Here is a 22,681-nt window from a genome sequence, read left to right on the forward strand (position 1 = left end):
CGTCAGCCCCGGACGCGCCGCAGCGCCTTCAGGCAGGTCGTTCCCAGTACGGACGGGTCGGCGCCGATCTCGGCGAGGGTGACGGTGCCCAGCGCGGCCCGCGTCAGGTGGGCACACCATTCCTGCGCGACCGCGAGGGGATGGACCGCGTCGTCCACGGCGGCGGCGATGCCGACCGGCACCTCCACGGCCTGCAGCTCGTGCAGGTCCAGGGCCCGGTATCGGGATGCCTCGTCGAGCGCCGCCGGCAGGCCCGGCCACTGCGACCGCCAGGAGCGGGCCAGTTCCGTCCCGAGCCACGCGGGGCTGGACGCCACCATCGCGGCGGTCACCGCAGCCAGCCCGTGGGTGCGTAGCTCCCCGGCGGTCCATCGGGCGCTCGCCGCCGCCGGTGCGGCGTCCGGTGAGCCCGTCCACGCCGGCAGCGCAGCCAGCACGCCGACGGTGCGTCCGGGATTCTCGGCCGCCCATCGCAGTGCGACCGCGGCCCCGAGCGATACGCCGCCCACCAGCACCGGCCCCTCCGCCGCGGCCCGGTCGAGGGCATCGACGTAGCTGCCGACCACGCGTGCCGGATCCGGGTCGACCGCGACGGTGCGTACTCCGGCGGCGGCGAGCGGACCCGCGAACGCACGCTCGGCGAAGTGCGCGTCGGAGCCTGTTCCGGGCAGGATCACGGCGACGACAGCCCTGGTCGCGTGGCGTTCGGGGGAGCTGTTCACGGAGGGCATGCCCAGATCCTGCCGGACCCGTCGGCGCAGGTGGGAACCGGAGTGGTTGCCCTGTCCCGATGGGTCTACAGTGGCCCTCAGGAAAGCCCCATGCGCGGCCCGCGACCCGTGCCGCGCCCGTTCCAGGAGCACGCTATGGCAACCGCCGCAGCCGGTTATTTCCGCCGACTCACCCGTCGGCTCACGGAAGATCTCGAACAGCTCGACGCCGAGGAGATCGCCGAAACCTCCCAGGCGACCGGGGCCCGCCGTGCTTGCGACTGTGCGCGCGGGGAGGAAGTGACCATGTTCGGCCGCCTCCGCAGCGTCGAGGCGTGCCCGAAGGCCGCCAGCGCCGCCGTCGAGGCGGAACTGTTCGACGGCACCGAAGCCGTCAAGCTCGTGTGGATCGGACGTCGCCGCATCCCGGGCATCGAGCCGGGCAAGACGCTGCTCGTGCGCGGCCGCGTCGGCGAACGCGACGGCGCGAAGGTCCTCTACAACCCGTATTACGAACTGCGCGAGCGGGCCTGACCCGGTCGTCGCCCCGCGCCCGTACCCGGCGCCACCCGCCCCTGAGCTGAGCTGTGGCACCCTCGTAGGAGTGAGCGAGAAGCAGCAGACGGTTCTGGAACAACTCGGTGGACTCAGCGGGTTGGTCTCGTCGACCGTGCCCGTGCTGGTGTTCGTTCCGGTCAACAGCATCTGGGGTCTGACCGCCGCGATCTGGGCCGCCCTCGCCGCGGCCACCGCCGTGCTCGTGTGGCGGCTCGTCCAGCGCACTCCCGTCCAACCCGCCGTCTCAGGGTTCCTCGGTGTGGGTGTGTGCGCGTTCATCGCCTATCGCACCGGCGACGCCAAGGGATACTTCCTCTTCGGCATCTACACCAGTCTGCTGTACGCCGCCGGCTTCGTCCTGTCCGTCCTGGTGCGGCGACCCCTGGTCGGCGTGATCTGGGGCATGCTCAACGGGCAGGGATCGTCCTGGCGGCGGCACCGTGTCGCCGTGCGCGCCTACGACATCGCGACGGCGGCGTGGGCGCTCGTGTTCGCGGCCCGCTACCTCGTGCAACACGAGCTGTACGACGCCGACCGGACCGGCTGGCTCGCCGTGGCCCGCATCGGCATGGGATGGCCGCTGACTGCGGTGGCGTTGCTGGTCACGTTGTGGGCCGTGCGCCGCGCTGATCGGGTCGTCGAACCGGCGCCCGAGACGGTCGACGAGCCGATCGAGACCGGGCCGGGCCGGGCCGCCGACGGCCCCGACCAGGACGTCCGCTGATCCGCTAGAGCCCGAGCGCTCCCCGCAGTTCCTGTTCCACCTCGTCCGCGGCGACGAACAGCAGTTCATCGCCGCCTTCGAGCGGGTCGTCGGGCTGCGGGACGATGACGCGGCCCCCGCGCAGGATCGTCACCAGGGCCGCGTCCCGGGGCAGTTGCAGTTTGCGCACCGGTTTCCCGGCCAGCGCGGTGGTGTCCGGCAGGGTGATCTCGACCAGGTTCGCGCCCTTGCGCAGTGTCATCAGCCGGACCAGATCGCCGACCGAGACGGCCTCCTCGACCAGCGACGCCAGCATGCGCGGCGTGGAGACGGCGACGTCGACCCCCCACGACTCGTCGAACAGCCACTCGTTGCGCGGGTCGTTGACGCGCGCGACGACCCGCGCGACCCCGAACTCGGTGGTGGCAAGCAGGCTCAGCACCAGGTTCGCCTTGTCGTCGCCGGTCGCGGCGATCACCACGTCGTACTGCTCGAGTTGTGCGGCCTCGAGCAGGCTCAGCTCGCAGGCGTCGGCGTGCACCCACTTGGCATCGGGCACGGAGTCGGGCTCGACGTGCTCGAGCTTGCGCTCGAGCAGCATGACGTCGTGGTGGTTGCGGATCAGTTCGCGCGCGATGGAGCGCCCGACGGCTCCCGCCCCCGCAATGGCCACCTTCATCGGCGATCCTCTCGGTGATGTCCGGGTCGTGTGTTCGGCTGCGCCTGCTGGCACCGGACGGTCAGTCGTCGGCCGCGGGGGGCTGTTCGGCGAGGGCGATCGCCTCGGCGACGGTGCCCGAGACGGCCGCGATGTAGACCTGGTCGTCGGCCTGCAGCACCGTCTTCCGGTCGGGTAGGACCCCGGTGCCGAAGCGGATGACGAACGCGACCCGCGAATGGGTCGCCGCCTCGAAGTCGGTGACGTTGCGGCCGATCCAGTCCTCGTGCACCGAGACCTCGGCGACGGCGACGGTGCCCGTCGGATCCCGCCACTTGGCGGTCTGGCTCTCGTGGGTGAGGTTGTGCAGGAACCGGTCGGTCGTCCACGGCACCGTGGCGACGGTCGGGATCCCGAGGCGCTCGTACACCGCGGCGCGCTTGGCATCGTAGATGCGGGCGACGACGCGCTCGACACCGAAGGTCTCCCGGGCCACCCGGGCCGAGATGATGTTCGAATTGTCCCCGGACGAGACCGCGGCGAACGCGTCGGCCCGCTCGATGCCGGACCGCACCAGCACGTCCCGATCGAAGCCCATCCCCACGATCGTGTGTCCCGGGAAGTCCGGGCCGAGCCGAAGGAACGCGCTCGGGTCGCGATCGATGACGGCCACCTCGTTGCCCAGCCGGACGAGCGCCGCAGCCAGGGAGGAACCCACCCGGCCGCAACCCATGACCACCACGTACACCGTTCGCTCCGATTCTCTTGCTTGCCGTGTCGCCCGGTCGCGACGCGCAGAACCGAACCGTACCGCTCGCGCAGGACCGGTGTGCAGTGCCCGGCGAAGGTGCCCCGGCAGCGGTGCATTTCGGACACGACCCCGGGCGCCCGGCGGGTGGCCGGCGGGACGGCTTAGGCTTTGCGAGTGTCCAAGCTCTCGACCGCCACGAAGCGGTTGTTGTTGGGTAGGCCGTTTCGCAGCGACACGCTCGGTCACACGTTGCTGCCCAAGCGAATCGCCCTGCCGGTGTTCGCATCCGACGCGCTGTCGTCGGTGGCGTACGCCCCGGAGGAGATCTTCCTCGTCCTGTCGGTCGCGGGTCTGTCGGCGTATGTGTTCACCCCGTGGATCGGCGTCGCGGTGGCGCTCGTCCTCGCGGTCGTCGTCGCGAGCTACCGGCAGAACGTGCACGCCTATCCGTCGGGGGGCGGAGACTACGAGGTGGCGACCAAGAATCTGGGCCCGACCGCCGGCCTGACCGTCGGCAGCGCCCTGATGGTCGACTACGTGCTCACCGTCGCCGTCTCGATCTCCTCGGCTGCGGCGAACATCGGCTCGGCGGTCCCGTTCGTGGCGCAGCACAAGGTGCTCTTCGCGGTCGCCGCGATCGTCGTGCTGACCGCGATCAATCTGCGTGGCCTCCGCGAGGCCGGCACGGCCTTCGCGATTCCCACCTACGCCTTCATGATCGGCATGCTCGTGATGTTGGGCTGGGGGCTGGTGCGCATCTTCGTGTTCGGCGAGGACGTCCGGGCCGAGTCGGCCGGCTTCGAGTTGGTCGCCGAGCAGTCCGGTCTGACGGCGATCGCGTTCGTGTTCCTCATCGCCCGCGCGTTCTCGTCCGGGTGTGCGGCCCTGACCGGGGTCGAGGCCATCAGCAACGGGGTGCCCGCGTTCCGCAAGCCGAAGTCCCGGAACGCTGCCACGACCCTGCTCATGCTCGGTGGGATCGCGATCGTGCTGCTTCTCGGCATGATCCTGCTCGCGAACAAGGTGGGTGTGGTCATCGCCGAGCATCCCGAGACCCAGCTGCGCGGCGCGCCGGACGACTACCAGCAGAAGACGCTCGTCGCACAGTTGGCGCACGCGGTGTTCGAGGGCTTCCCGCTCGGCTTCGTGCTGATCACCGTCGTGACGGCGTTGATCCTGGTGCTGGCCGCCAACACGGCGTTCAACGGCTTCCCGGTGCTGGCCTCGGTGTTGGCGCAGGACCGCTACCTGCCCCGGCAGCTGCACACCCGCGGCGACCGGCTGGCCTTCAGCAACGGCATCCTGTTCCTCTCGGGCGTGGCCATCGTGTTCGTGTGGGCCTTCGACGCGGAGGTCACGAAGCTGATCCAGCTCTACATCGTCGGTGTGTTCGTCTCGTTCACCCTCAGTCAGACCGGCATGATCCGGCACTGGACGAGGCATCTGGCGTCCGAGACCGATCCCGAGCAGCGCAGACGCATGCAGCGGTCGCGGATCGTCAACACGATCGGCCTGGCCATGACCGCGTCCGTGCTGGTGATCGTGCTGGTGACGAAGTTCGCGGCGGGCGCGTGGATCGCGATCGTGGCGATGGTCGCGATCTTCGGCGTGATGAAGGCCATCCACCGTCACTACGACAGCGTGGCCGAGGAACTGGAGAACACCGAATGGGACGGGGTGTTGCCCAGTCGCACCCATTCGATCGTGCTGGTGTCCAAGTTGCACATGCCGACCCTGCGAGCGCTGGCGTACGCGCGGGCGACCCGTCCGGACACACTCGAAGCGGTCACGGTCAACGTCGACGACGCCGACACGCGGATGCTGGTGCGCGAATGGGAACGCAGCGACATCACCGTCCCGCTCAAGGTCGTCGAGTCGCCGTACCGGGAGATCACCCGTCCCGTCCTCGAATACGTCCGGCGGGTGCGGCGGGATTCACCGCGCGACGTGGTGACCGTGTTCATCCCGGAGTACGTCGTCGGTCACTGGTGGGAGCAGATCCTGCACAACCAGAGCGCGCTGCGGCTGAAGAGCCGGCTGTTGTTCCAGCCCGGTGTCATGGTCACCAGCGTCCCGTGGCAGCTGAGTTCGTCCGCCCACGCCCGCGCGGAACGTCTGGATTCCGCGCCGGGATCGGTGCGGCGGGGATTCGAGGAGGAACGATGAGTGTCGACTGGTCCGGACGCCGGCTCGAGGTGACACTGGGCAACCCGGCGCACGGGGGGTTCTGCGTCGCGCGGCACGAGGGCCGGGTCGTGTTCGTCCGGCACGGCCTACCCGGCGAGCGGGTCGTCGCGTCGGTGACGGAGGACCGAGGCGGCTCGTTCTGCCGCGCCGACGCCGTGCACATTCTCGAGGCCTCGCCGGACCGGAGGGAGCGGGTGTGCCCGATCGCCGGGCCCGGCGGATCGGGATGCTGCGACCTGTCCCACGCGACGGTGCCGGCCCAGCGGGCCTTCGGGGCCACGGTGGTCGCGGAGCAGTTGCGCCGTCTCGGCGGGGTCGAGCGGGACGTGCTCGTCGAGGAGTTGCCGGGTGGTGCGCTCGACGGCACCCGGTGGCGCACCCGGGTGCGCCTGGCGGTCGACGCCGCGGGCCGAGCGGGGTACCGGCGCTACCGCAGCCACGAGATCGAGACCGACCTGGCCTGCCCGCAGATCGAGGCCCGGGCCTACGAGGGGCTGGCGGAACGGGTGTGGCGACCTGGTTCCGAGGTCCAGGTGGTCCTCGATGCGGACGGGACGCGGCACGTGATCGAGATCGCACCGCCGCCCGTGTCCCGCACGGGCCGTCGCAGCCCGGGGCGGCGGGGAGCGGCAGCCCGCCGCGCGGCGGCCGGTGCGCCCCGCGCCGAGAAGGTGGTCGAAGGCTCGGGGCGGGCGGTCGAGCGCGTCGGCGGCCGCGAATGGCACGTGGCGGCAACCGGCTTCTGGCAGGCGCATCGCGGGGCAGCGCAGGCCTATTCGGACACCGTGGGGGAGTGGGCAGCGGTGTCGCCGGGCGCGACGGCGTGGGATCTCTACGGCGGGGTGGGGGTGTTCGCCGCCGTCCTGGCCGATCAGGTCGGCACCGGCGGCCGGGTCGAGGCGGTGGAACTGTCCCGCCGGGCGGCGCAGGACGGGGCCGAGGCACTCTCGGATCTCGGACAGGTGCGGTTCCATGCGGGCCGGGTGGAGCAGTTGCTCCCGGAGCTTCCCGCCCCGCAGGTCGTGGTGCTCGACCCGCCCCGGGCCGGCGCCGGGCGGGATGTGGTGGCGGCCGTCGCGGCGGCGGGGCCGGAGCGCGTCGTGCACGTCGGATGCGATCCGGCGGCCTTCGGCCGCGATGTCGGCCTGTACCGGGACCACGGCTTCGAGCTTGCCGACCTGCGCGTCTACGCGGCGTTCCCCTCGACGCACCACGTGGAGTGTCTGGCCTTGTTCACCCGCTGATGTTCACCCGCTGATGTTCACCCGCTGATGTTCACCCGCTGATCGGGGCTGCCCTCGTCGTAGGGTCCCGCGCCTTCGTGGTTGCTTGCAACACGCAACTAAATGTATAGTTGCGTGTTGCAAGCAATTAATATCGATTCGGAGGCGATCCGTGGCCGTCCAGCCCGACACCGCGCACGCGCTCGTCGACGCGATCTTCCTGTTCGGTCGCACGCTGCGCACGGCCCTGGCCAACTCGACGGGCGACGAGCTGCCCAACGCCCTGACCGGAGTTCTGTTCGTCCTGTGGCGGATGGGGGAGTGCCGTCCCAGCGAACTCGCCGCGGAACTGTGTATGAGCCAGTCCGCGTTGAGCCGGCAGCTGGGCGAACTCGTCGAACGGGGAATGGTGGACCGTCACCGCGACCCCGACGACCGGCGGGCCCACCGCGTCAGCGTGTCGGAGACCGGGCACAAAGCCCTGCGCGAGATCCGCGACCGTCGCGCCTCCCGATTGCACGAGCTGCTCGGCGGCTGGGACCAGGCGCAAGCCGAATCCGCCCTCGGCGCGCTCGCGCACCTGAACGACACCCTTTCCGTCCACGACACCACCGGAAGGAACTGCCTGTGAGCGCCGCAGCTGTCAGTCCCCCCTCCTCGATGAGCGCCCCGGGCGCCGCCGAAACCACCATGACGCACCGCGAGATCCTCGAGGCTCTCGCGGGGCTGCTCGCCGCCCTCTTCACGGCGCTGCTGAGCAGCACCATCGTGGCGGTTGCGCTCCCCACGATCATCGCGGACCTGAACGGATCCCAGACCCAGTTCGCGTGGATCATCACCACCGCCCTGCTCGCCAACGCGGCCTCGACGCCGATCTGGGGCAAGCTCGCGGACCTGTTCAACAAGAAGCTGCTGGTCCAGACGGCGATCCTCATCTTCGTGGCAGGCTCGATCGTTGCCGGCCTCGCCACCAACGTGCCCGTCCTGCTCGCCGCCCGCGTGATCCAGGGCATCGGGATGGGCGGCCTCACCGCGCTCGTCGTCGCGGTCATCGGCAGCATCATCCCGCCCCGCGAACGCGGCCGGTACTCCGGTTACATGGGCGCGGTGATGGCCGTGTCCATGTCGGGCGGGCCGATCCTCGGCGGCGTCATCGTCGACAGCCCGCTCGGCTGGCGCTGGTGCTTCTTCATCTCCATCCCGATCGCCGTCGCCGCCATGGCGCTGCTGCAGCGCACCCTGCACATCGTGACCGAACGCAAGCAGGACGTGAGCATCGACTGGCTCGGCGCCACGCTGCTGACGGCCGGTGTCAGCGTCCTGCTGATCTGGGTGTCCTTCGCGGGCAAGGCCGGCTACTACGGGTGGCTGTCGTGGGAGACCCTCGCGTACGTCGGCGTCGGTGTCGGACTGCTCGCCGCCACCGTCGTCGTCGAGTCCAAGGTCGCCGACCCGATCATCCCGCTGAAGATCGTCACCGAGCGCACCACCGCACTCGCGATCATCGCGTCGGTCGCCGTCGGCGTCGGGATGTTCGGCGCCACCGCCTTCCTCGGCCAGTACTTCCAGACGGCCCGCGGCTACAGCCCGACGGCCGCCGGCCTGCTCACCATCCCCATGGTGTTCGGCTCGCTCGTGGCCTCGGTGGTCTCCGGTCAGCTCATCACGCGCTTCGGCCGGTGGAAGCCGTTCCTGGTGCTCGGCGCGGTCCTGCAGGTGGTCGGCTTCGGTCTGCTCGGCTTCCTCGACCACGCCACCCCGATGTGGCTGATCGGTGTGTACATCGCGATCGTCGGCCTCGGCACGGGCATGCTCATGCAGAACCTCGTGCTCGCCGTGCAGAACACCGTCAGTGTCCGCAACATCGGAGCCGCGAGCAGCTCGGTCGCGTTCTTCCGCACCTTCGGCGGAGCGATCGGGGTGTCCGTGCTCGGATCGATCCTCGCCACCCGGGTGACCACGCTGTCCGCAGACGGCTTCGCCGCCCTCGGCATCGACACCGGCTCGGCCGGCGGTGGCGGCAACCTCGACCTCGCGGCCCTGCCCGAGCCGGTCGCGGAGATCGTCCGTCACGCCTACGGCGACGCCACCGGGTTGCTGTTCCTCGTCGCCGCGATCATCGCGCTGGTCACCGTCGCCGCGGTCGTGTTCATCCCGAACCGTCCCCTGCGGAAGACCATCGATATCGTCACCGAGGAGCAGCCCGCCGCGGCGGGGCGCTGATCAGGACCGGCGGTTGTACAACCACATCGTCGCCGGGCCGAACAGCACCACCAGCGCCGCGCACCACCCGAACACCATCGCGAGGTGCGCGGCGTCCGGCGTACCCGCCGTCAGGTCCCGGACGGCTGTGACGAGGCGGCTGATGGGATTGACCGTCACGAAGCCCTGCAGCCAGCTCGGCATCGTCGCGGGATCGACGAACACGTTCGACGCGAAGGTGAGCGGGAACAGGATGGTCATCGACACACCCATGACCGCCTGCTCGGTGCGCAGCAGCATCGCCAGCATCGTCCACACCCACGAGAGACTGAACGCGAACAGCAGCACGAGCGCCACCGCCGCGGCCGCGCCGACCGGACCGCCCGCCGGCCGGAACCCGAGCACGATCCCGAGCGTCAGCACGATCACCGACGCCAGCGTGTAACGGGCGAGATCGCCGAACAAGGCGCCGACGAGCGGTGCGGGCCGCCACACCGGCATGGACCGGAACCGGTCGAACACCCCCTTCTCGATGTCGCGGTTGAGCGTCATACCCGTGTACATCGTGATGGTGCACACCGTCTGGACCAGGATCCCGGGGATGAGGAACTGCACGTACGCATCGGTCGATCCGGCCAGCGCACCGCCGAACAGGAACGTGAACAGCAGCGTGAACATCAACGGGAACACGGTCACGTCGAACAGCTGCTCGGGAACGTGCTTGATCCGCAGCAGCGCCCGCCACCCGAACGACAGCGACGCGGCGAATGCGGACGCCGGAGTCGGGCGCGGTCCGGCGACGTGCAGGACGTCCACGACGGCGGCGGGCGTGCCTGCCCGTCGGTCGGCGGTCGAGGTCACGATGCGATCTCCTCGTCTTCGTCGGGAACTTCCGTGGGATGACCGGTGAGGGCGAGGAAGACCTCGTCGAGGCTCGGCTGCCCGAGGGCGAACGTCGTGACCCCGATGTCCGCGGTGTCGAGGGCGGTCAGAGCCGCCGCCGCGGCCCGCGGATCGTCCACCCGCGCGGTCAGCGCCGCCGGGTCGGAGCCGGCCGTCACCGCCATCCCCAGCGCCGCGCCCAGCACGGCCGCCGCATCGTCCCGGCGCGCAGGATCGACCACCCGCACGTGCAGCGAACCGGACCCGACGGACGCCTTGAGTTCGCCCGGGGTGCCCTCGGCGATCACCCGGCCCCGGTCGATGACCGCGACCCGATCGGCGAGCTGGTCCGCCTCGTCGAGGTACTGCGTCGTCAGCAGCACCGTCGTCCCGGCGGACACCAGGGCTCGCACGATCTCCCACACCTGGTTCCGGCTCCGCGGGTCGAGCCCCGTCGTCGGCTCGTCCAGGAAGATCAGTTCGGGTGCGACGATGAGGCTCGCGGCGATGTCGAGACGCCGCCGCATACCCCCGGAGTACAGCTTCACCTGACGGCCCGCGGCCGCTTCCAGGTCGAACGCGGCCAGCAGCTGTCCGGCCCGGGACCGGGCACCCGCCCTGGAGAATCCCAGCAGCCGCGCGAGCAGCACCAGGTTCTCGGAACCGGTCAGATCCTCGTCGAGCGAGGCGAACTGACCGGTGAGCGAGACCCGGCGGCGAACCCGCTCGGGTTCGAGGCGCACGTCGTGCCCGAGGACGGTCGCGGTGCCGCCGTCCGGTGCAAGCAGTGTCGCGAGCATCCGGATCGTGGTCGTCTTCCCGGCGCCGTTCGGGCCGAGCACGCCGTAGACGCCGCCGGCGGGCACGGCGAGGTCGATGCCGTCCACGGCGGTGTCCGCGCCGAAACGTTTGATCAAGCCCGAGGTCTCGATGGCCAGTGCAGGGGGCATGGCTCCAGCCTTGCCCACGGTGCCGGGCGCGGCAATCGGTTTTGTCGGATTCGACCGGCCCGCCGTGGCCGCGGGTGGTGCCCACCCCCGGCGACGAGGGATCCCGCAACCGGCCCCGTCGGAAGGGTGTGCAGCATCACAGCACCGGCATAATGAGGTGAGGGACACGGTGTGAGACGGACCGGCGGCGCGACGTGACGAGTCGGCCACCCCCGACGCTCCGTAGACTGGGTGGAACCGCCCGCGCGGAAACGTGCGGGACCGAGCCGGAGGGAGCAATACCAGTTGGGTGTCCTGTCCCGCATCGAGTCGCCCGAGGACCTGCGCCGGCTCAGCCAACCCGAGATCCGGGAACTCGCCGAGGAGATCCGGCGGTTCCTGGTGGAGAAGGTGGCGGCGACCGGGGGACACCTCGGCCCCAACCTCGGCGTCGTCGAACTGACCATCGCAATGCACCGGGTGTTCGACTCACCCCACGACCCGATCATCTTCGACACCGGCCATCAGGCCTACGTCCACAAGATCCTGACCGGCCGCAAGGACGGCTTCGACACGCTGCGCAAGCAGGGCGGCCTGTCGGGATATCCCTGTCGCGCCGAAAGCGAGCACGACTGGATCGAGTCCTCGCACGCCTCGGCGGCCCTGTCCTACGCCGACGGCCTCGCCAAGGCCTACGAGCTGTCGGACCAGCAGGACCGGACCGTGGTCGCCGTGGTCGGCGACGGCGCGCTCACCGGCGGAATGTGCTGGGAGGCGCTGAACAACATCGCAGCCGGACGGGACCGCCCGCTCGTGATCGTCGTCAACGACAACGGCCGCTCCTACGCGCCCACGATCGGGGGACTCGCCGAGCACCTCGCGGCGCTGCGGCTGCAACCCGGCTACGAGCGGGTCCTCGACAACGGCCGCCGCTTCGTGAAGCGGCTGCCGTGGATCGGGGCGGCCGCGTACTCCGTGCTGCACGGGATGAAGGTCGGTATCAAGGACGCGGTCAGCCCGCAGGTGCTGTTCACCGATCTCGGCCTGAAGTACCTCGGGCCGGTCGACGGGCACGACGAGGCCGCGCTCGAGGCGGCCTTCCGGCGGGCCAAGTCGTTCGGCGGGCCGGTGATCGTGCACGCCGTCACCCGCAAGGGCGCCGGGTACGCACCGGCCGAGAACCACGTCGCCGATCAGATGCACGCCACCGGTGTCATCGACCCGGTCACCGGCCGCGCCACGGCGGCAGCGTCGGCACCGGACTGGACGTCGGTGTTCTCCGACGAACTGCTCGTGCAGGGCGGCCGCCGCCAGGACGTCGTGGCGATCACCGCCGCGATGCCGGGACCCACGGGCCTGTCGGCCTTCGGCGAACGCTACCCCGACCGGATGTTCGACGTCGGCATCGCCGAACAGCACGCCGTCACCTCCGCCGCGGGCCTCGCGCTCGGCGGGATGCACCCCGTGGTCGCGGTGTACTCGACGTTCCTCAACCGTGCCTTCGACCAGCTGCTGATGGACGTGGCGCTGCTGAAACTCCCCGTGACCGTCGTGCTCGACCGGGCGGGCATCACCGGCGCCGACGGCGCCAGTCACAACGGCATGTGGGACTTCTCCCTGCTCGGTGTGATCCCGGGGATCCGGGTGGCGTCGCCACGCGACGGCGCAACCCTGCGCGAGGAGTTCGGCGAGGCGCTCGCCGTCGCGGACGGCCCGACCGTACTCCGGTTCCCGAAGGGGGCGGTCGGTCCCGACATTCCCGCGGTCGAGCGCATCGACGGCACCGTCGACGTGCTGCGGATGCCGTCCGGGCGCCGCGGTGACGTGCTGATCGTCGCGGTCGGAGCGTTCGCCGGCCTGGCCCTCGACGCGGCGGAGCGACTCGAGCAGCACGGCCTCACCGCCGCCGTCGTCGACCCGCGCTGGGTGCTGCCCGTGCCGGCGGCCCTCGCCCGACTGGCGCGGGACTTCCGGCTCGTCGTCACCGTGGAGGACGGCGGCATGCACGGCGGCGTCGGTTCGGCGGTCTCGTCGGCACTGCGCTCGTCCGGCGTGGACGTTCCCACGCGCGAACTCGGTGTGCCGCAACGGTTCCTGGATCACGCATCGCGGGAGCAGATCCACCGCGAGCTGGGTCTGACCGCGCAGGACGTCGCACGTCAGGTCACCGGTTGGGTGGTCGGGCTCGGCGCCGCCCAGAAGACAGAGCCGGCCGTGGACGGATCGGCCGGCGAGGAGTCCGCGGGCGACGTCGTCGTCCGCCGGGACCCCGGCCGCTGAGTGCTGCTGTCGGCGGGCCGACCGCACCTGCGGTCGGCCCGCCGATCGTTCAGCCGGCTTCCTCGAGCGTCCGTCCGCGGGTTTCGGGCACGAACTTGATCACCACCAGCAGCGACAGCGCGGCCATCGCCGCGTAGCCGGCGTAGGTGAACGACAGGTTCCAGTCGGCCAGCGCGGGGAATGTCGCAGACACGAGGAAGTTGGCGATCCAGTTGGACGCGGTCGCGATGCCGACGGCGACGGCGCGCACCCGGTTCGGGAACATCTCGCTGATGAGGACCCATACGACCGGCCCCCACGACAGGGCGAAGAAGAACACGAAGGCGTTGGCCGCGAGCAGGGCGATCATCCCGTAGGTGTCGGACAGCGTAGCGACCTTCTCCCCGTCCTCGTCGACGACGAACGTCGCCGAGTGGAAGCACACCGCCGCGGTGCCCAGCGAGAGCGCCATGCCCACCGAACCGACCAGCAGCAGCGGCTTGCGTCCGATCTTGTCGATCACGGCGATGGCCACGAAGGTGCCGACGATGTTGACCAGCGCGCTGACGACGCTGATGAGCAGGGACCGATCCTCACCGAACCCGACTGCCTGCCACAGCGTCGACGAGTAGTAGAAGATCACGTTGATGCCGACGAACTGCTGCAGCGCGGCCAGGGCGATACCGACGTAGACGAGTGTGGCGACGCCGAAGCGCCGGGTGAACACGTCCCGCACGCCGGGCCGCGCCGCCTCGAGATGCAGGGTCTCGCGGATGGTGGCGATGCGCTCGGCGACCGCCACCTGGTCGCCGCCCTCGACCGCCGAGACGATCCGCCGCGCCGCGTCCTCCCGGCCGATCCGCACGAGGAATCGCGGCGACTCCGGGATGGGGAAGGTCAGCAGCAGATACAAGCCGGCGGGAACGACCTCCAGCGCCAGCATCCACTGCCAGGCCTGGATGCCGAGCAGGTTCTCGCCGGCCCCACCCGCGGCCGCGGCCAGCGCATAGTTGACGAGCTGGGAAATCGCGATACCCAGGACGATGGCGAGCTGGTACATCGAGCCGAGGCGGCCGCGCACCGCGGCGGGCGAGATCTCGGCGATGTAGGCCGGCGCGATGACGGAGGCGAAGCCGACGCCGACACCGCCGACGGTGCGCCAGAACGTCAGATCGTAGATGCTGAAGGGGAACGCCGACCCGAGGGCGCTGATCATGAACAGGATCGCGGCGATCTGCATGACCCGGATCCGGCCCAGCCGGTCGGCGACGCTGCCCGCGATCCACGCGCCCAGCGCCGCGCCGACCAGTGTCAGTGACACCGACAATCCGATCGCGCCGGCACCGACCTCGTAGCGCTCACGGATGGCTCCGACGGCGCCGTTGATGACGGCGGTGTCGTACCCGAACAAGAATCCGCCGAGTGCGGCCGCGGCGGCGAACAGCACCGCCCGGGTCACCGTGTGCTGCTGTTCGAGCCTCGAATGGGGCAGGTGGGAACTGTCGGTCACAGGCTGGACGGTACGCCTGACGGTGCACCGAGGGGGCCGCTTCGGCGGGCACCGTGGCCGGGGCGATATGCACCGAGGGCGGCCCGCGGTCCGCAGCGGAGTGCGCGGACCGCGGGCCGCCCCGACGAGCAACCGGACGTCAGACGCTCGCCACTCCCGGTGCGAGGAAGCGTGCGCCGTTGACGGCCTCCGAGGTGCCGGTGCGATCCAGGTACGGCGTGATGCCCCCGTTCCAGAATCCGAAGCCGCCACCGAGGATCAGGCACAGGTCGATGTCTTCGGGGGCGGCGACGACGCCCTCCTCGAGCATGATCCGGATCTCCTCCGCGAACGCGCGGCGGGTCCGCTCGAGCACCTCCTCGGCGGTGGAGGGCCTGTCGCCCTGCGGCCAGAGCGCGGCGACGTCCGGGTCGACGACCTGCTTGCCGTCGACGTACGTCCACACGCCGGGCTTGCGGGCCTCGACGAGTGCCTCGAGGCCCGGGGAGGAGACGAAGCGCTCGGGGTAGGCGGCCTGCAGGGTCTCGCCGGTGTGCAGCGCGACGGCCGGGCCGACGAGCGCGAGCAGGGTGAACGGGCTCATGGGCATGCCGAGCGCGCCGACGGCGTTGTCCGCCACCTCGAACGGGGTGCCCTCGTCCACGGCGGTCATGACCTCGCCGAGGGTGCGGGTGACGAGGCGGTTGAACACGAATCCCGGCTTGTCCGCGCACAGTACGGCCGACTTCTTCAGTGCCCTGGCGGTGGCGAAGGCCGTGGCCAGGGTCGCGTCGTCCGTCTGCGCGCCCTTGATGATCTCGAGCAACGGGAGCACGGCGACGGGGTTGAAGAAGTGGAAGCCGACTACGCGCTCGGGGTGCTTCAGATCCGCAGCCATCTCCGTGATCGACAGCGACGAGGTGTTGGTCGCGAGAATCGTCTCGGGCGAGAGGTGCTGCTCGAGATCGGCGAACACCTGCTTCTTGACGTCCATGTTCTCGAACACGGCCTCGATGACGAAGTCGGTGTCCGCGAACGCGGCCTTGTCCAGCGAGCCGGACACCAGCGCCTTGAGGCGGTTCGCCGCGTCGGGCGAGAGCCGGCCCTTGCCCTGCAGCTTGTCGATCTCGGTGTGGACGTAGCCGACGCCCTTGTCGATGCGCTCCTGGTCGATGTCGGTGAGGATCACCGGCACCTTCAGCTGCCGGACGAACAGCAGCGCCAGCTGGCTGGCCATCAGGCCCGCGCCGACGATGCCGACGCCGGTGACCTTGCGGGCCAGTGACTTGTCCGGGGCCCCCGCGGGACGTTTGGCGCGCTTGTTGACCAGGTCGAACGCGTACAGTCCGGCTCGCAGTTCATCGGACATGAGCAGGTCCGCCAGCGCCTCGTCCTCGGCGGCGAAGCCGGCCGACAGCGACTGCGGGTCACCGATGTCGGTGTTGCGGGCGAGATCGAGCAGCTCGATCGCCCGGGCGGGGGCGGGCGCGAAGCCGCGGGTCTTCGCCGCGACGAGCGCCTTCGCCCGCTCGAGGGCGCTGTCCCAGCCTGCGCCGCGGTCGATCTCGGGGCGGGCGGGGGTGATCTGCCCGGCGAGTACCTTCGCGGCCCAGGCCAGGGACTGCTCGAGGAAATCCGCCGATCCGAACACCGCGTCGGCGAGGCCGATCTGCTCGGCCTGCTTCGCCCGGATCACTTTGCCGTTGTCGAGCGGGTTCTGGAGGATCAGGGTGACGGCCGCGTCGGGCCCGATCAGATTCGGCAGCAGCTGCGTGCCGCCCCATCCCGGGACCAGGCCGAGCATGGTCTCGGGCAGACCGAGCGCGGGCACGTTGTCGGCGTAGGTGCGGTAGTGGCAGTGCAGCCCGACCTCGAGGCCGCCGCCGAGCGCGAGCCCGTTGACGAACGCGAAGGTCGGGACGGCCGACTCGCGCAGCCGCCGGAAGACCCGGTGGCCGAGCCGGCCGAGTTCGACGCCCTGCTCGCGGGTGGTGATCGCGGGCACGCCCTTGAGATCGGCACCCGCGGCGAAGATGAACGGCTTGCCGGTGACGGCGACGGCGGCAGGCTCGGCGGCGAACGCCTCGTCGAGCGCGGCGTCGAATGCGGCGAGGCCGGCAGGGCCGAACGAGTTCGGCTTGGTGTGGTCGAACCCGTTGTCCAGCGTGATCAGCGCGACGGGACCGTCGATGCCGGGCACCCGGAGGATCTTGGTGTAGGCGTTCGTGACGACCTCGTCGGCGAACAGGGACGAAAGCTCGCTCATGACTACTTGTCTCCCTCGAAGTTGGGGTTCTCCCAGATCACGGTGCCGCCCATGCCGAGGCCGATGCACATCGTGGTCAGGCCGTAACGCACCTCGGGGTGCTGCGCGAACTGCCGGGAGAGCTGGGTCATCAGACGCACGCCGGACGAGGCGAGCGGGTGGCCGCAGGCGATGGCACCGCCCCACTGGTTGACTCGCGGGTCGTCGTCGTCGATGCCGAAGTGCTCGAGGAAGGCGAGGACCTGCACGGCGAAGGCTTCGTTGATCTCGAACAGACCGATGTCGTCGATGGTCAGACCGGTGCGGGCCAGGACCTTCTCGGTCGCCGGCACCGGGCCGATGCCCATCACGGCCGGATCGACACCCTGGAAGGCGAACCCGACCATGCGCATCCCGATCTGCAGGCCGAGTTCGCGGGCGGTGTCCTCGCCGGCGAGGATGCAGGCCGTCGCGCCGTCGTTGAGGCCGGCGGCGTTGCCGGCGGTGATGCGGCCGGCGGGACGGAACGGGGTCTTGAGCGTCGCGAGATCCTCGAGCGTGGTGCCCGGTCGCGGCGGCTCGTCCTCGGTGGCCAGGCCCCATCCGCTCGCGGACCGCGTCGCGACGGGTACGAGGGTGTCGGCGAGGTGACCGGCCTTCTTCGCGGCGTCGTACTTGTTCTGGCTGGCGACGGCGTAGGCGTCGGTACGAGCCTTGGTGATGCCGGGGAAGCGGTCGTGCAGGTTCTCCGCGGTGTTGCCCATCACCAGGGCGCTGGGATCGACGAGCTTGTCGGCGAGGAAGCGGGGATTCGGATCGGCGCCCTCGCCCATCGGGTGGCGGCCCATGTGCTCGACGCCGCCGGCGACGACGACGTCGTACTGGCCGAAGCCGATCCCGGAAGCGGTGGTGGTGACCGCGGTCATCGCGCCCGCGCACATCCGGTCGATCGCGAAGCCCGGCACGGTCTCGGGCAGGCCGGCGAGGATCGCGGAGGTGCGGCCGATGGTCAGGCCCTGATCGCCGGTCTGGGTGGTTGCGGCGACGGCGACCTCGTCGATGCGCGCGGGGTCGAGCTGAGGGTTGCGGCGCAGCAGTTCCCTGATGGTCTTGACGACGAGGTCGTCGGCGCGGGTCTCCGCGTAGATACCCTTCGGGCCCGCCTTCCCGAACGGGGTGCGTACGCCGTCGACGAAGACGACAGTGCGTTGAGTTGTGGTGGTTGACGCCACGCGTATTCCTCCCGATGGAGCGATGCTCGCCGCCGTGGGCGAGGCCAGGGTTCCGGGAACATCCGGCGACGGTAGCCCGGACGCCGGCGTGTTACCGACCGGTAACTTACCACCCGTGTTCGGGGTGGCGGGAGGGGTGCGCCGCGGGCTGCCGTTCCGGCGGCGCGGCCGACGGCCGTGGACGGTCGTGACCGGCGATCCTGCCCGTGGCAGTTCTCGTCGCCGGCTTGGGACGGCTGCAGCACCGGCGCGCGCGCTCGGGCACGAGGCGGACGGTGACGATCGCGGCGCGCCGAGCTCGACCGTCGCGAAGGAGGGGATCCGGGGGGTCAGTCCGCGGACAGCGCCTTCGCCAGCCGCGGCACCGTCAGTTCCCGCTGCCAGGGCCGTGCCCCGTCGGCGGCGAACCGTTCCTCGATGTACGCGACCACGTCCGCATCCGCCGGCACCTGCCACTCCCAGCACAGCCGGCGCACCATTTCGGGGCCGACCAGATTCTCCACCGGCACCTGCACCTGCTCGCTCAGCTCGGCGAGCGCGGACCGGGCCGCGGTGAGCCGCGCCGCGGCTTCGGGGTCGTGCCGGGCCCAGCGGTTGGCCGGCGGCGGGCCGGTGAACGGCTGCGTGACGGGGGGCAGGTCCGATTTCGGCAGTGCCCGGGCCCGCTCGATCGCGCCCAGCCATATCCGCGACGACCGGCGCTGACGGGGGCCTCCGAACACCGGCAGGGCGCGCAGTTCCTCGACCGTGCGGGGCGCGGCCTCCGCGGCGGCGACGATCGCCGAGTCCGGCAGTACCCGTCCGGGTGCGATATCGCGCCGCGCCGCGAGTTCGTCTCGCGCAGTCCACAACTCGCGCACGATCGCGAGCCGCCGCGAATCCTTGAGGGTGTGGATCCGGGAGGTGCGGCGCCAGCGGTCGGGTTTGGGGGCGGGGGGCCCGGCGCGACGGATGTGCTCGAACTCCTGCGCGGCCCACTCCGACTTGCCCTGCCGCTCGAGCTCGTCCGCCATCGCGTCCCGGAGCTCGACGAGGATCTCGACATCGAGTGCCGCGTAGTTCAGCCAGGCGTCGGGAAGCGGCCGGGTGGACCAGTCCGCAGCCCCGTGCCCCTTGCGCAGTTCGAAACCGAGGGTGCGTTCGACGATGGCGGCCAGCCCCACTCGATCGAAGCCGGCCAGCCGTCCGGCCAGCTCGGTGTCGTAGAGCACCGCAGGTCGCAGCCCCAGCTCGTCGAGGCCGGGCAGGTCCTGGTCGGCGGAGTGCAGCACCCACTCGAGATCGTTGATCGCCGAGGCGAGCGGGGCGAGCGCCCCGGCCGTCGGGATCGGGTCGAGCAGTACCGTGCCGGCGCCGGCCCGTCGCAGTTGCACCAGGTAGGCCCGCGCGGAGTACCGGAAACCCGAGGCGCGTTCCGCGTCGACGGCGAGTGGTCCCCGGCCCGCGGCGAGTGCTTCCGCGGCCGCGGCCACTCCGGCAGCCGTGGTGACGACCTCGGGGACCCCGTCCCGCGGGGTCAGCAACGGGACCGCTGCCCGCGCGGGCTCGTGCTCGTTGGCTACCGACATGCTTCGTGACTCTATCCGGGTGGCGGAAACGGGGGCGTCGACCCGGTCAACCGCGCGGTCCCCACGTCGATTCCCGGCGTGACGAAAGGCACAGGGCGGATCATCGGCTCGTTTCGAGTTCCTCGAGCGCCGCGGGGAAACCGTCGACGAGCGACCAGAGGTCGGGAACCAGTTCGGGGCACGCGAGTACGCCCACATCGAGCGCGCCGTCCAGCGACATCACGGTGACGTTGAGTCCGACACCGTGGAAGATCGGCCCCAGCGGATACATGCCCCGGATCCGTGCGCCGAGAAAGTACAGGGGCGCGGCGGGACCCGGCACGTTCGACACCACCAGGTTGTGCACGACGGGGTGGCGTTCCGCCAGCCGCAGCGACGCGTACATGCGCATCGCGGTGCCGAACACCGCCGGTGCCATGAACTGCGTCCAGTCCTGCAGCAGGCTCGCACCCAGTGCCGAATTGTGTTCTTTGGCGCACGCGTTCGCATCGGCGATTGCGTGCAGTCGCTCGATCGGATCCGTGATGTGGGTGTGCAGGCTCGCGAACATCGGCGAGACCTGATTGCGCCCGGGCCGGTCCGACGTGCCGCGCACCGACACCGGGACCATGCCGATCAGTGGGGAGTCGGGAAGTTCGTCGCGCTCGGTGAGGTAGCGGCGCAGCGCCCCGGCGCACACCGCCATGACGACGTCGTTGACCTTCACGCCGTGCGCGTCCTTCACCGCCTTGACCCGGTCCAGGTCGAATTGCGTGAACCCGACACTGCGGTGACCGGTGATGGTGCCGTTGAAGGACGTGCGCGGAGCGGTGAACGGCGCCGGCATGGCCTCGCCCCTGCGGGCCCGGCTGATCCACCGGGGCAGCAGTTCCACGGTCTTGGGCAGCGCCCGCACCAGACCCAAGGGGCGGGTGGCGACGTTGAACAGGCCGCCGAGGGCGATCTCGAGCGCCGACCCCCCGCCGGCACCGTCGGCGACCGGATCGGGCCGCGGTGCATCGGGTTCGAGACTGCACAGCTGTGCCACGAGTTCGGCGCCGGTGACGCCGTCCGCGCCCGCGTGGTGGATCTTCGTCATGACGGCGACCGACCCGTCCTCGAGACCCTCGATCACGGTCATTTCCCACAGGGGCCGGGAGCGGTCGAGCGGCTGCGCAGCGATGTGCCCGCACAGTTCCGCGAGTTCCTCCCGGCGCCCGGGCGCCGGGACCGCGACCCGGTGCAGGTGCCGGTCGAGGTCGAAGTCCGGATCGTCCACCCACACCGGATGGTCGAGATTGAACGGGCTGTCGGCGATCTTCTGCCGGAACAACGGTACGGCCGGAAGGCGGACGGCGAGTCCGGCGCGGAGCGTCTCGAAGCGGTATCCGTCCGGAATCGTGGTCGGGTCGAGGACGATCAGTCCGCACACGTGCAGCAGCTGCGTCGGCGTCTCGAGGTACAGGAATCCGGCGTCGAGGCCGCTGAGTCGATGCATGCCCTCATGGTAGAACGAGTTCTAGAATCTGCACGGGAACGATCGCTCCACGTGCGCGAACCCACCCCGGCCGGCGTTCTCCGGGTGTCCGCAGCCGCGGCGGCAGTCAGCCCGGCGTGGCGAGCGGGGCCGGCGGCGTGCCGGGAAGCCGGTCGGCCAGCTCCGCGAGCGCGGCCGGGAAACCGCCGGCCAGCTGCCACAGGTCCGGTAGCAGGTCCGGGCACGACTGCAGACCGAAGTGCAGGCCGCCGTCGAGCGACAGGACGGTGATGTTCAGGCCTGCGCCGTGGTAGATCGGCCCGAACGGGTAGAGCGCGGTGATCCGCGCGCCCAGGTAGTACAGCGTGTCCTTCGGCCCGGGGATATCGGAGACGACGAGGTTGTTGAGCACGGGGAGCACGTCGGGCAGTCGCAGCGCCGAATACAGCCGCAGCACCGCACCGAACGCCGCTCCCGGGGTCACCTGGCCCCAGCTGCCGAGCAGATCCGGGTCGAACGTGGCCTGATGCGCCTTCGCCGCGGTCTGGTCCGCCGCCACGGCATGCAGCCGCACCACCGGGTCGGCGATCTCGGTGTGCAGCCGCCCCATCAGTACCGAGATCTGGTTGCCGGCGTCGCCCCGGGCGCGTCCGTGCACCGAGACCGGGACGGCCGCCAACAGGGGAGAGGCCGGCAGCTCACGGCGGGCGGCGAGATACCGGCGCAGAACCGAGGAACACAGCGCGAGCACGACGTCGTTGACGGTGACGCCGAACGCCCGCTTGACCGCCTTCACGGCCGTGAAATCCAGCGTCACGAATGCGACGTTGCGGCGGCCGGTCACGCGGCGGTTGAACGACGTCCGCGGGGCCGTGAGCGGAACCGCCATCGCCTCGCCCCGCCGGGCCCGGCCCACCCAACCGGGCACCAGCGCCGCGCTGGACCGTACCGCCCGGGCCAGGTGCAGCGGACGCGCGGCGAGATCGGCGATGCCGCCCGCGGCGACGCTCAGGCGGTTGCCCCCGCCGACGCCGGGCGACTCGGGTTGCGGGGGCGGCGCCCCCGGTTCGAGGTCACACAACTGCGCCAGCAGGGTCGCTCCGGCGAGGCCGTCCACCACGGCGTGGTGGATGCGTGTCAGCACCGCGACCGAGCCGTCGGCCAGCCCCTCGAACACCGCGGTCTCCCACAGTGGCCCGGACCGGTCGAACCGCTGCGCGAAGCGCTGCCCGCAGAGCACCGCCAGTTCGGCGGCGGTACCCGGCGGTGGCACGGTGAACCGGCGCAAATGCCGGCCGACGTCGAAACCCGGGTCGTCCACCCACGCGGGGTGGCCGGGATTGAACCGGGAATCGACCACTCGCCGGCGCAGCAGCGGCACTGCCGCGACCCGCGCCGCCAGGTCGGATCCCAGCCGTTCGAAGGAGTAGCCCCCCGGCACGGTGGAGACGTCGAGCAGGGCGAGGCCACCGATCTGTACCGGCTGCCCGGGTGTGTCGGTGTAGAGAAGCGCGGCGTCGAGCCCGCTGAGCCGCCGCATGCCTCGATCATAGGACCGCGACGTGCCCCGTACACCCGTTCCGGCCCGTCGGGAACCCGGGCGCCGGCGGCGACGATTCCGTGCCGACG

At 70.8% G+C, this 22,681-nt stretch carries 18 protein-coding genes; 7 read left to right on the forward strand and 11 right to left on the reverse strand.

What is annotated here, in order from left to right; all coding sequences use genetic code 11:
* Positions 1 to 2: 2 nt before the first annotated feature.
* On the reverse strand, positions 3 to 731 hold the full coding sequence (locus ACWPQI_RS10785; RefSeq protein WP_059174609.1) for an alpha/beta fold hydrolase: 729 nt from the start codon (positions 729 to 731) through the stop codon (positions 3 to 5).
* 135 nt (positions 732 to 866) lie between these two features.
* On the opposite strand from ACWPQI_RS10785, the gene ACWPQI_RS10790 reads away from it, so the two are divergent.
* Together ACWPQI_RS10790 and ACWPQI_RS10795 are read left to right on the forward strand one after the other, a co-directional pair.
* Complete coding sequence (locus ACWPQI_RS10790; protein ID WP_059174610.1) at positions 867 to 1,244, forward strand: OB-fold nucleic acid binding domain-containing protein; 378 nt, start codon at positions 867 to 869, stop codon at positions 1,242 to 1,244.
* A 70-nt stretch (positions 1,245 to 1,314) separates the two neighbouring features.
* Complete coding sequence (locus ACWPQI_RS10795; RefSeq protein ID WP_017682083.1) at positions 1,315 to 1,992, forward strand: DUF3159 domain-containing protein; 678 nt, start codon at positions 1,315 to 1,317, stop codon at positions 1,990 to 1,992.
* Between the two features lie 4 nt (positions 1,993 to 1,996).
* Here the strand turns inward: ACWPQI_RS10795 and ACWPQI_RS10800 are convergent, their stop codons facing one another.
* Together ACWPQI_RS10800 and ACWPQI_RS10805 are read right to left on the reverse strand one after the other, a co-directional pair.
* Positions 1,997 to 2,650 (reverse strand): potassium channel family protein, encoded by a 654-nt coding sequence (locus ACWPQI_RS10800; RefSeq protein ID WP_010592585.1) that lies wholly within the window; start codon positions 2,648 to 2,650, stop codon positions 1,997 to 1,999.
* Positions 2,651 to 2,711: 61 nt separating this feature from the next.
* Positions 2,712 to 3,377 carry a potassium channel family protein gene (locus ACWPQI_RS10805; RefSeq protein WP_017682082.1) on the reverse strand — a complete coding sequence of 222 codons (666 nt, stop codon included), beginning with the start codon at positions 3,375 to 3,377 and terminating at the stop codon, positions 2,712 to 2,714.
* Between the two features lie 177 nt (positions 3,378 to 3,554).
* Here ACWPQI_RS10805 and ACWPQI_RS10810 point away from each other — a divergent pair, with 177 nt between their 5' ends.
* The 4 genes from ACWPQI_RS10810 to ACWPQI_RS10825 all read left to right on the forward strand — a co-directional run bounded on the left by ACWPQI_RS10810 (position 3,555) and on the right by ACWPQI_RS10825 (position 9,013).
* The gene (locus tag ACWPQI_RS10810; RefSeq protein WP_010592582.1) at positions 3,555 to 5,546 is read left to right on the forward strand and encodes an APC family permease; all 1,992 of its coding nucleotides are present in this window, start codon (positions 3,555 to 3,557) and stop codon (positions 5,544 to 5,546) included.
* Complete coding sequence (locus ACWPQI_RS10815; RefSeq protein ID WP_102030744.1) at positions 5,543 to 6,811, forward strand: class I SAM-dependent RNA methyltransferase; 1,269 nt, start codon at positions 5,543 to 5,545, stop codon at positions 6,809 to 6,811. Before ACWPQI_RS10810 ends, ACWPQI_RS10815 begins: the two co-directional genes overlap by 4 nt.
* 151 nt (positions 6,812 to 6,962) lie before the next feature.
* The gene (locus ACWPQI_RS10820) at positions 6,963 to 7,421 is read left to right on the forward strand and encodes a MarR family winged helix-turn-helix transcriptional regulator (protein WP_040271130.1); all 459 of its coding nucleotides are present in this window, start codon (positions 6,963 to 6,965) and stop codon (positions 7,419 to 7,421) included.
* 59 nt (positions 7,422 to 7,480) lie between these two features.
* Complete coding sequence (locus ACWPQI_RS10825) at positions 7,481 to 9,013, forward strand: MDR family MFS transporter (RefSeq protein WP_052455255.1); 1,533 nt, start codon at positions 7,481 to 7,483, stop codon at positions 9,011 to 9,013.
* Here ACWPQI_RS10825 and ACWPQI_RS10830 read toward each other — a convergent pair whose 3' ends face one another.
* Both ACWPQI_RS10830 and ACWPQI_RS10835 read right to left on the reverse strand, forming a co-directional pair.
* Positions 9,014 to 9,853, reverse strand: coding sequence for an ABC transporter permease (locus ACWPQI_RS10830; RefSeq protein WP_010592577.1), 840 nt, complete (start codon positions 9,851 to 9,853; stop codon positions 9,014 to 9,016).
* Entirely contained in the window at positions 9,850 to 10,824 is a 975-nt protein-coding gene (locus tag ACWPQI_RS10835; protein WP_010592576.1) for a daunorubicin resistance protein DrrA family ABC transporter ATP-binding protein, read from the reverse strand. Before ACWPQI_RS10835 ends, ACWPQI_RS10830 begins: the two co-directional genes overlap by 4 nt.
* Positions 10,825 to 11,109: 285 nt before the next feature.
* On the opposite strand from ACWPQI_RS10835, the gene dxs reads away from it, so the two are divergent.
* Positions 11,110 to 13,083 carry a 1-deoxy-D-xylulose-5-phosphate synthase gene (gene dxs, locus ACWPQI_RS10840; RefSeq protein WP_059174612.1) on the forward strand — a complete coding sequence of 658 codons (1,974 nt, stop codon included), beginning with the start codon at positions 11,110 to 11,112 and terminating at the stop codon, positions 13,081 to 13,083.
* A gap of 49 nt (positions 13,084 to 13,132) precedes the next feature.
* Here the strand turns inward: dxs and ACWPQI_RS10845 are convergent, their stop codons facing one another.
* The 6 genes from ACWPQI_RS10845 to ACWPQI_RS10870 all read right to left on the reverse strand — a co-directional run bounded on the left by ACWPQI_RS10845 (position 13,133) and on the right by ACWPQI_RS10870 (position 22,592).
* Positions 13,133 to 14,572 carry a sugar porter family MFS transporter gene (locus tag ACWPQI_RS10845; protein ID WP_010592574.1) on the reverse strand — a complete coding sequence of 480 codons (1,440 nt, stop codon included), beginning with the start codon at positions 14,570 to 14,572 and terminating at the stop codon, positions 13,133 to 13,135.
* A gap of 139 nt (positions 14,573 to 14,711) precedes the next feature.
* Positions 14,712 to 16,817 carry a 3-hydroxyacyl-CoA dehydrogenase NAD-binding domain-containing protein gene (locus ACWPQI_RS10850; RefSeq protein WP_040271149.1) on the reverse strand — a complete coding sequence of 702 codons (2,106 nt, stop codon included), beginning with the start codon at positions 16,815 to 16,817 and terminating at the stop codon, positions 14,712 to 14,714.
* A gap of 2 nt (positions 16,818 to 16,819) precedes the next feature.
* Entirely contained in the window at positions 16,820 to 18,028 is a 1,209-nt protein-coding gene (locus tag ACWPQI_RS10855; protein ID WP_010592572.1) for a thiolase family protein, read from the reverse strand.
* A 329-nt stretch (positions 18,029 to 18,357) separates the two neighbouring features.
* Complete coding sequence (locus tag ACWPQI_RS10860; RefSeq protein WP_010592571.1) at positions 18,358 to 19,596, reverse strand: HRDC domain-containing protein; 1,239 nt, start codon at positions 19,594 to 19,596, stop codon at positions 18,358 to 18,360.
* Positions 19,597 to 19,696: 100 nt separating this feature from the next.
* Positions 19,697 to 21,073 (reverse strand): WS/DGAT/MGAT family O-acyltransferase, encoded by a 1,377-nt coding sequence (locus tag ACWPQI_RS10865; RefSeq protein ID WP_010592570.1) that lies wholly within the window; start codon positions 21,071 to 21,073, stop codon positions 19,697 to 19,699.
* 106 nt (positions 21,074 to 21,179) lie between these two features.
* Positions 21,180 to 22,592, reverse strand: a complete 1,413-nt coding sequence (locus ACWPQI_RS10870; RefSeq protein ID WP_010592569.1) for a WS/DGAT/MGAT family O-acyltransferase — start codon at positions 22,590 to 22,592, stop codon at positions 21,180 to 21,182.
* Between the last annotated feature and the right edge of the window lie 89 nt (positions 22,593 to 22,681).

The organism is Rhodococcus sp. LMD (assembly GCF_056108245.1).

Coding starts and splice junctions, on each gene's coding strand:
- ACWPQI_RS10790 (WP_059174610.1), top strand. CDS start 867: ATGGCAACCGCCGCAGCCGGTTATTTCCGCCGACTCACCCGTCGGCTC.
- ACWPQI_RS10865 (WP_010592570.1), bottom strand. CDS start 21,073: ATGCATCGACTCAGCGGCCTCGACGCCGGATTCCTGTACCTCGAGACG.
- ACWPQI_RS10825 (WP_052455255.1), top strand. CDS start 7,481: ATGACGCACCGCGAGATCCTCGAGGCTCTCGCGGGGCTGCTCGCCGCC.
- ACWPQI_RS10800 (WP_010592585.1), bottom strand. CDS start 2,650: ATGAAGGTGGCCATTGCGGGGGCGGGAGCCGTCGGGCGCTCCATCGCG.
- ACWPQI_RS10850 (WP_040271149.1), bottom strand. CDS start 16,817: ATGAGCGAGCTTTCGTCCCTGTTCGCCGACGAGGTCGTCACGAACGCC.
- ACWPQI_RS10835 (WP_010592576.1), bottom strand. CDS start 10,824: ATGCCCCCTGCACTGGCCATCGAGACCTCGGGCTTGATCAAACGTTTC.
- ACWPQI_RS10870 (WP_010592569.1), bottom strand. CDS start 22,592: ATGCGGCGGCTCAGCGGGCTCGACGCCGCGCTTCTCTACACCGACACA.
- ACWPQI_RS10815 (WP_102030744.1), top strand. CDS start 5,543: ATGAGTGTCGACTGGTCCGGACGCCGGCTCGAGGTGACACTGGGCAAC.
- ACWPQI_RS10785 (WP_059174609.1), bottom strand. CDS start 731: ATGCCCTCCGTGAACAGCTCCCCCGAACGCCACGCGACCAGGGCTGTC.
- ACWPQI_RS10860 (WP_010592571.1), bottom strand. CDS start 19,596: ATGTCGGTAGCCAACGAGCACGAGCCCGCGCGGGCAGCGGTCCCGTTG.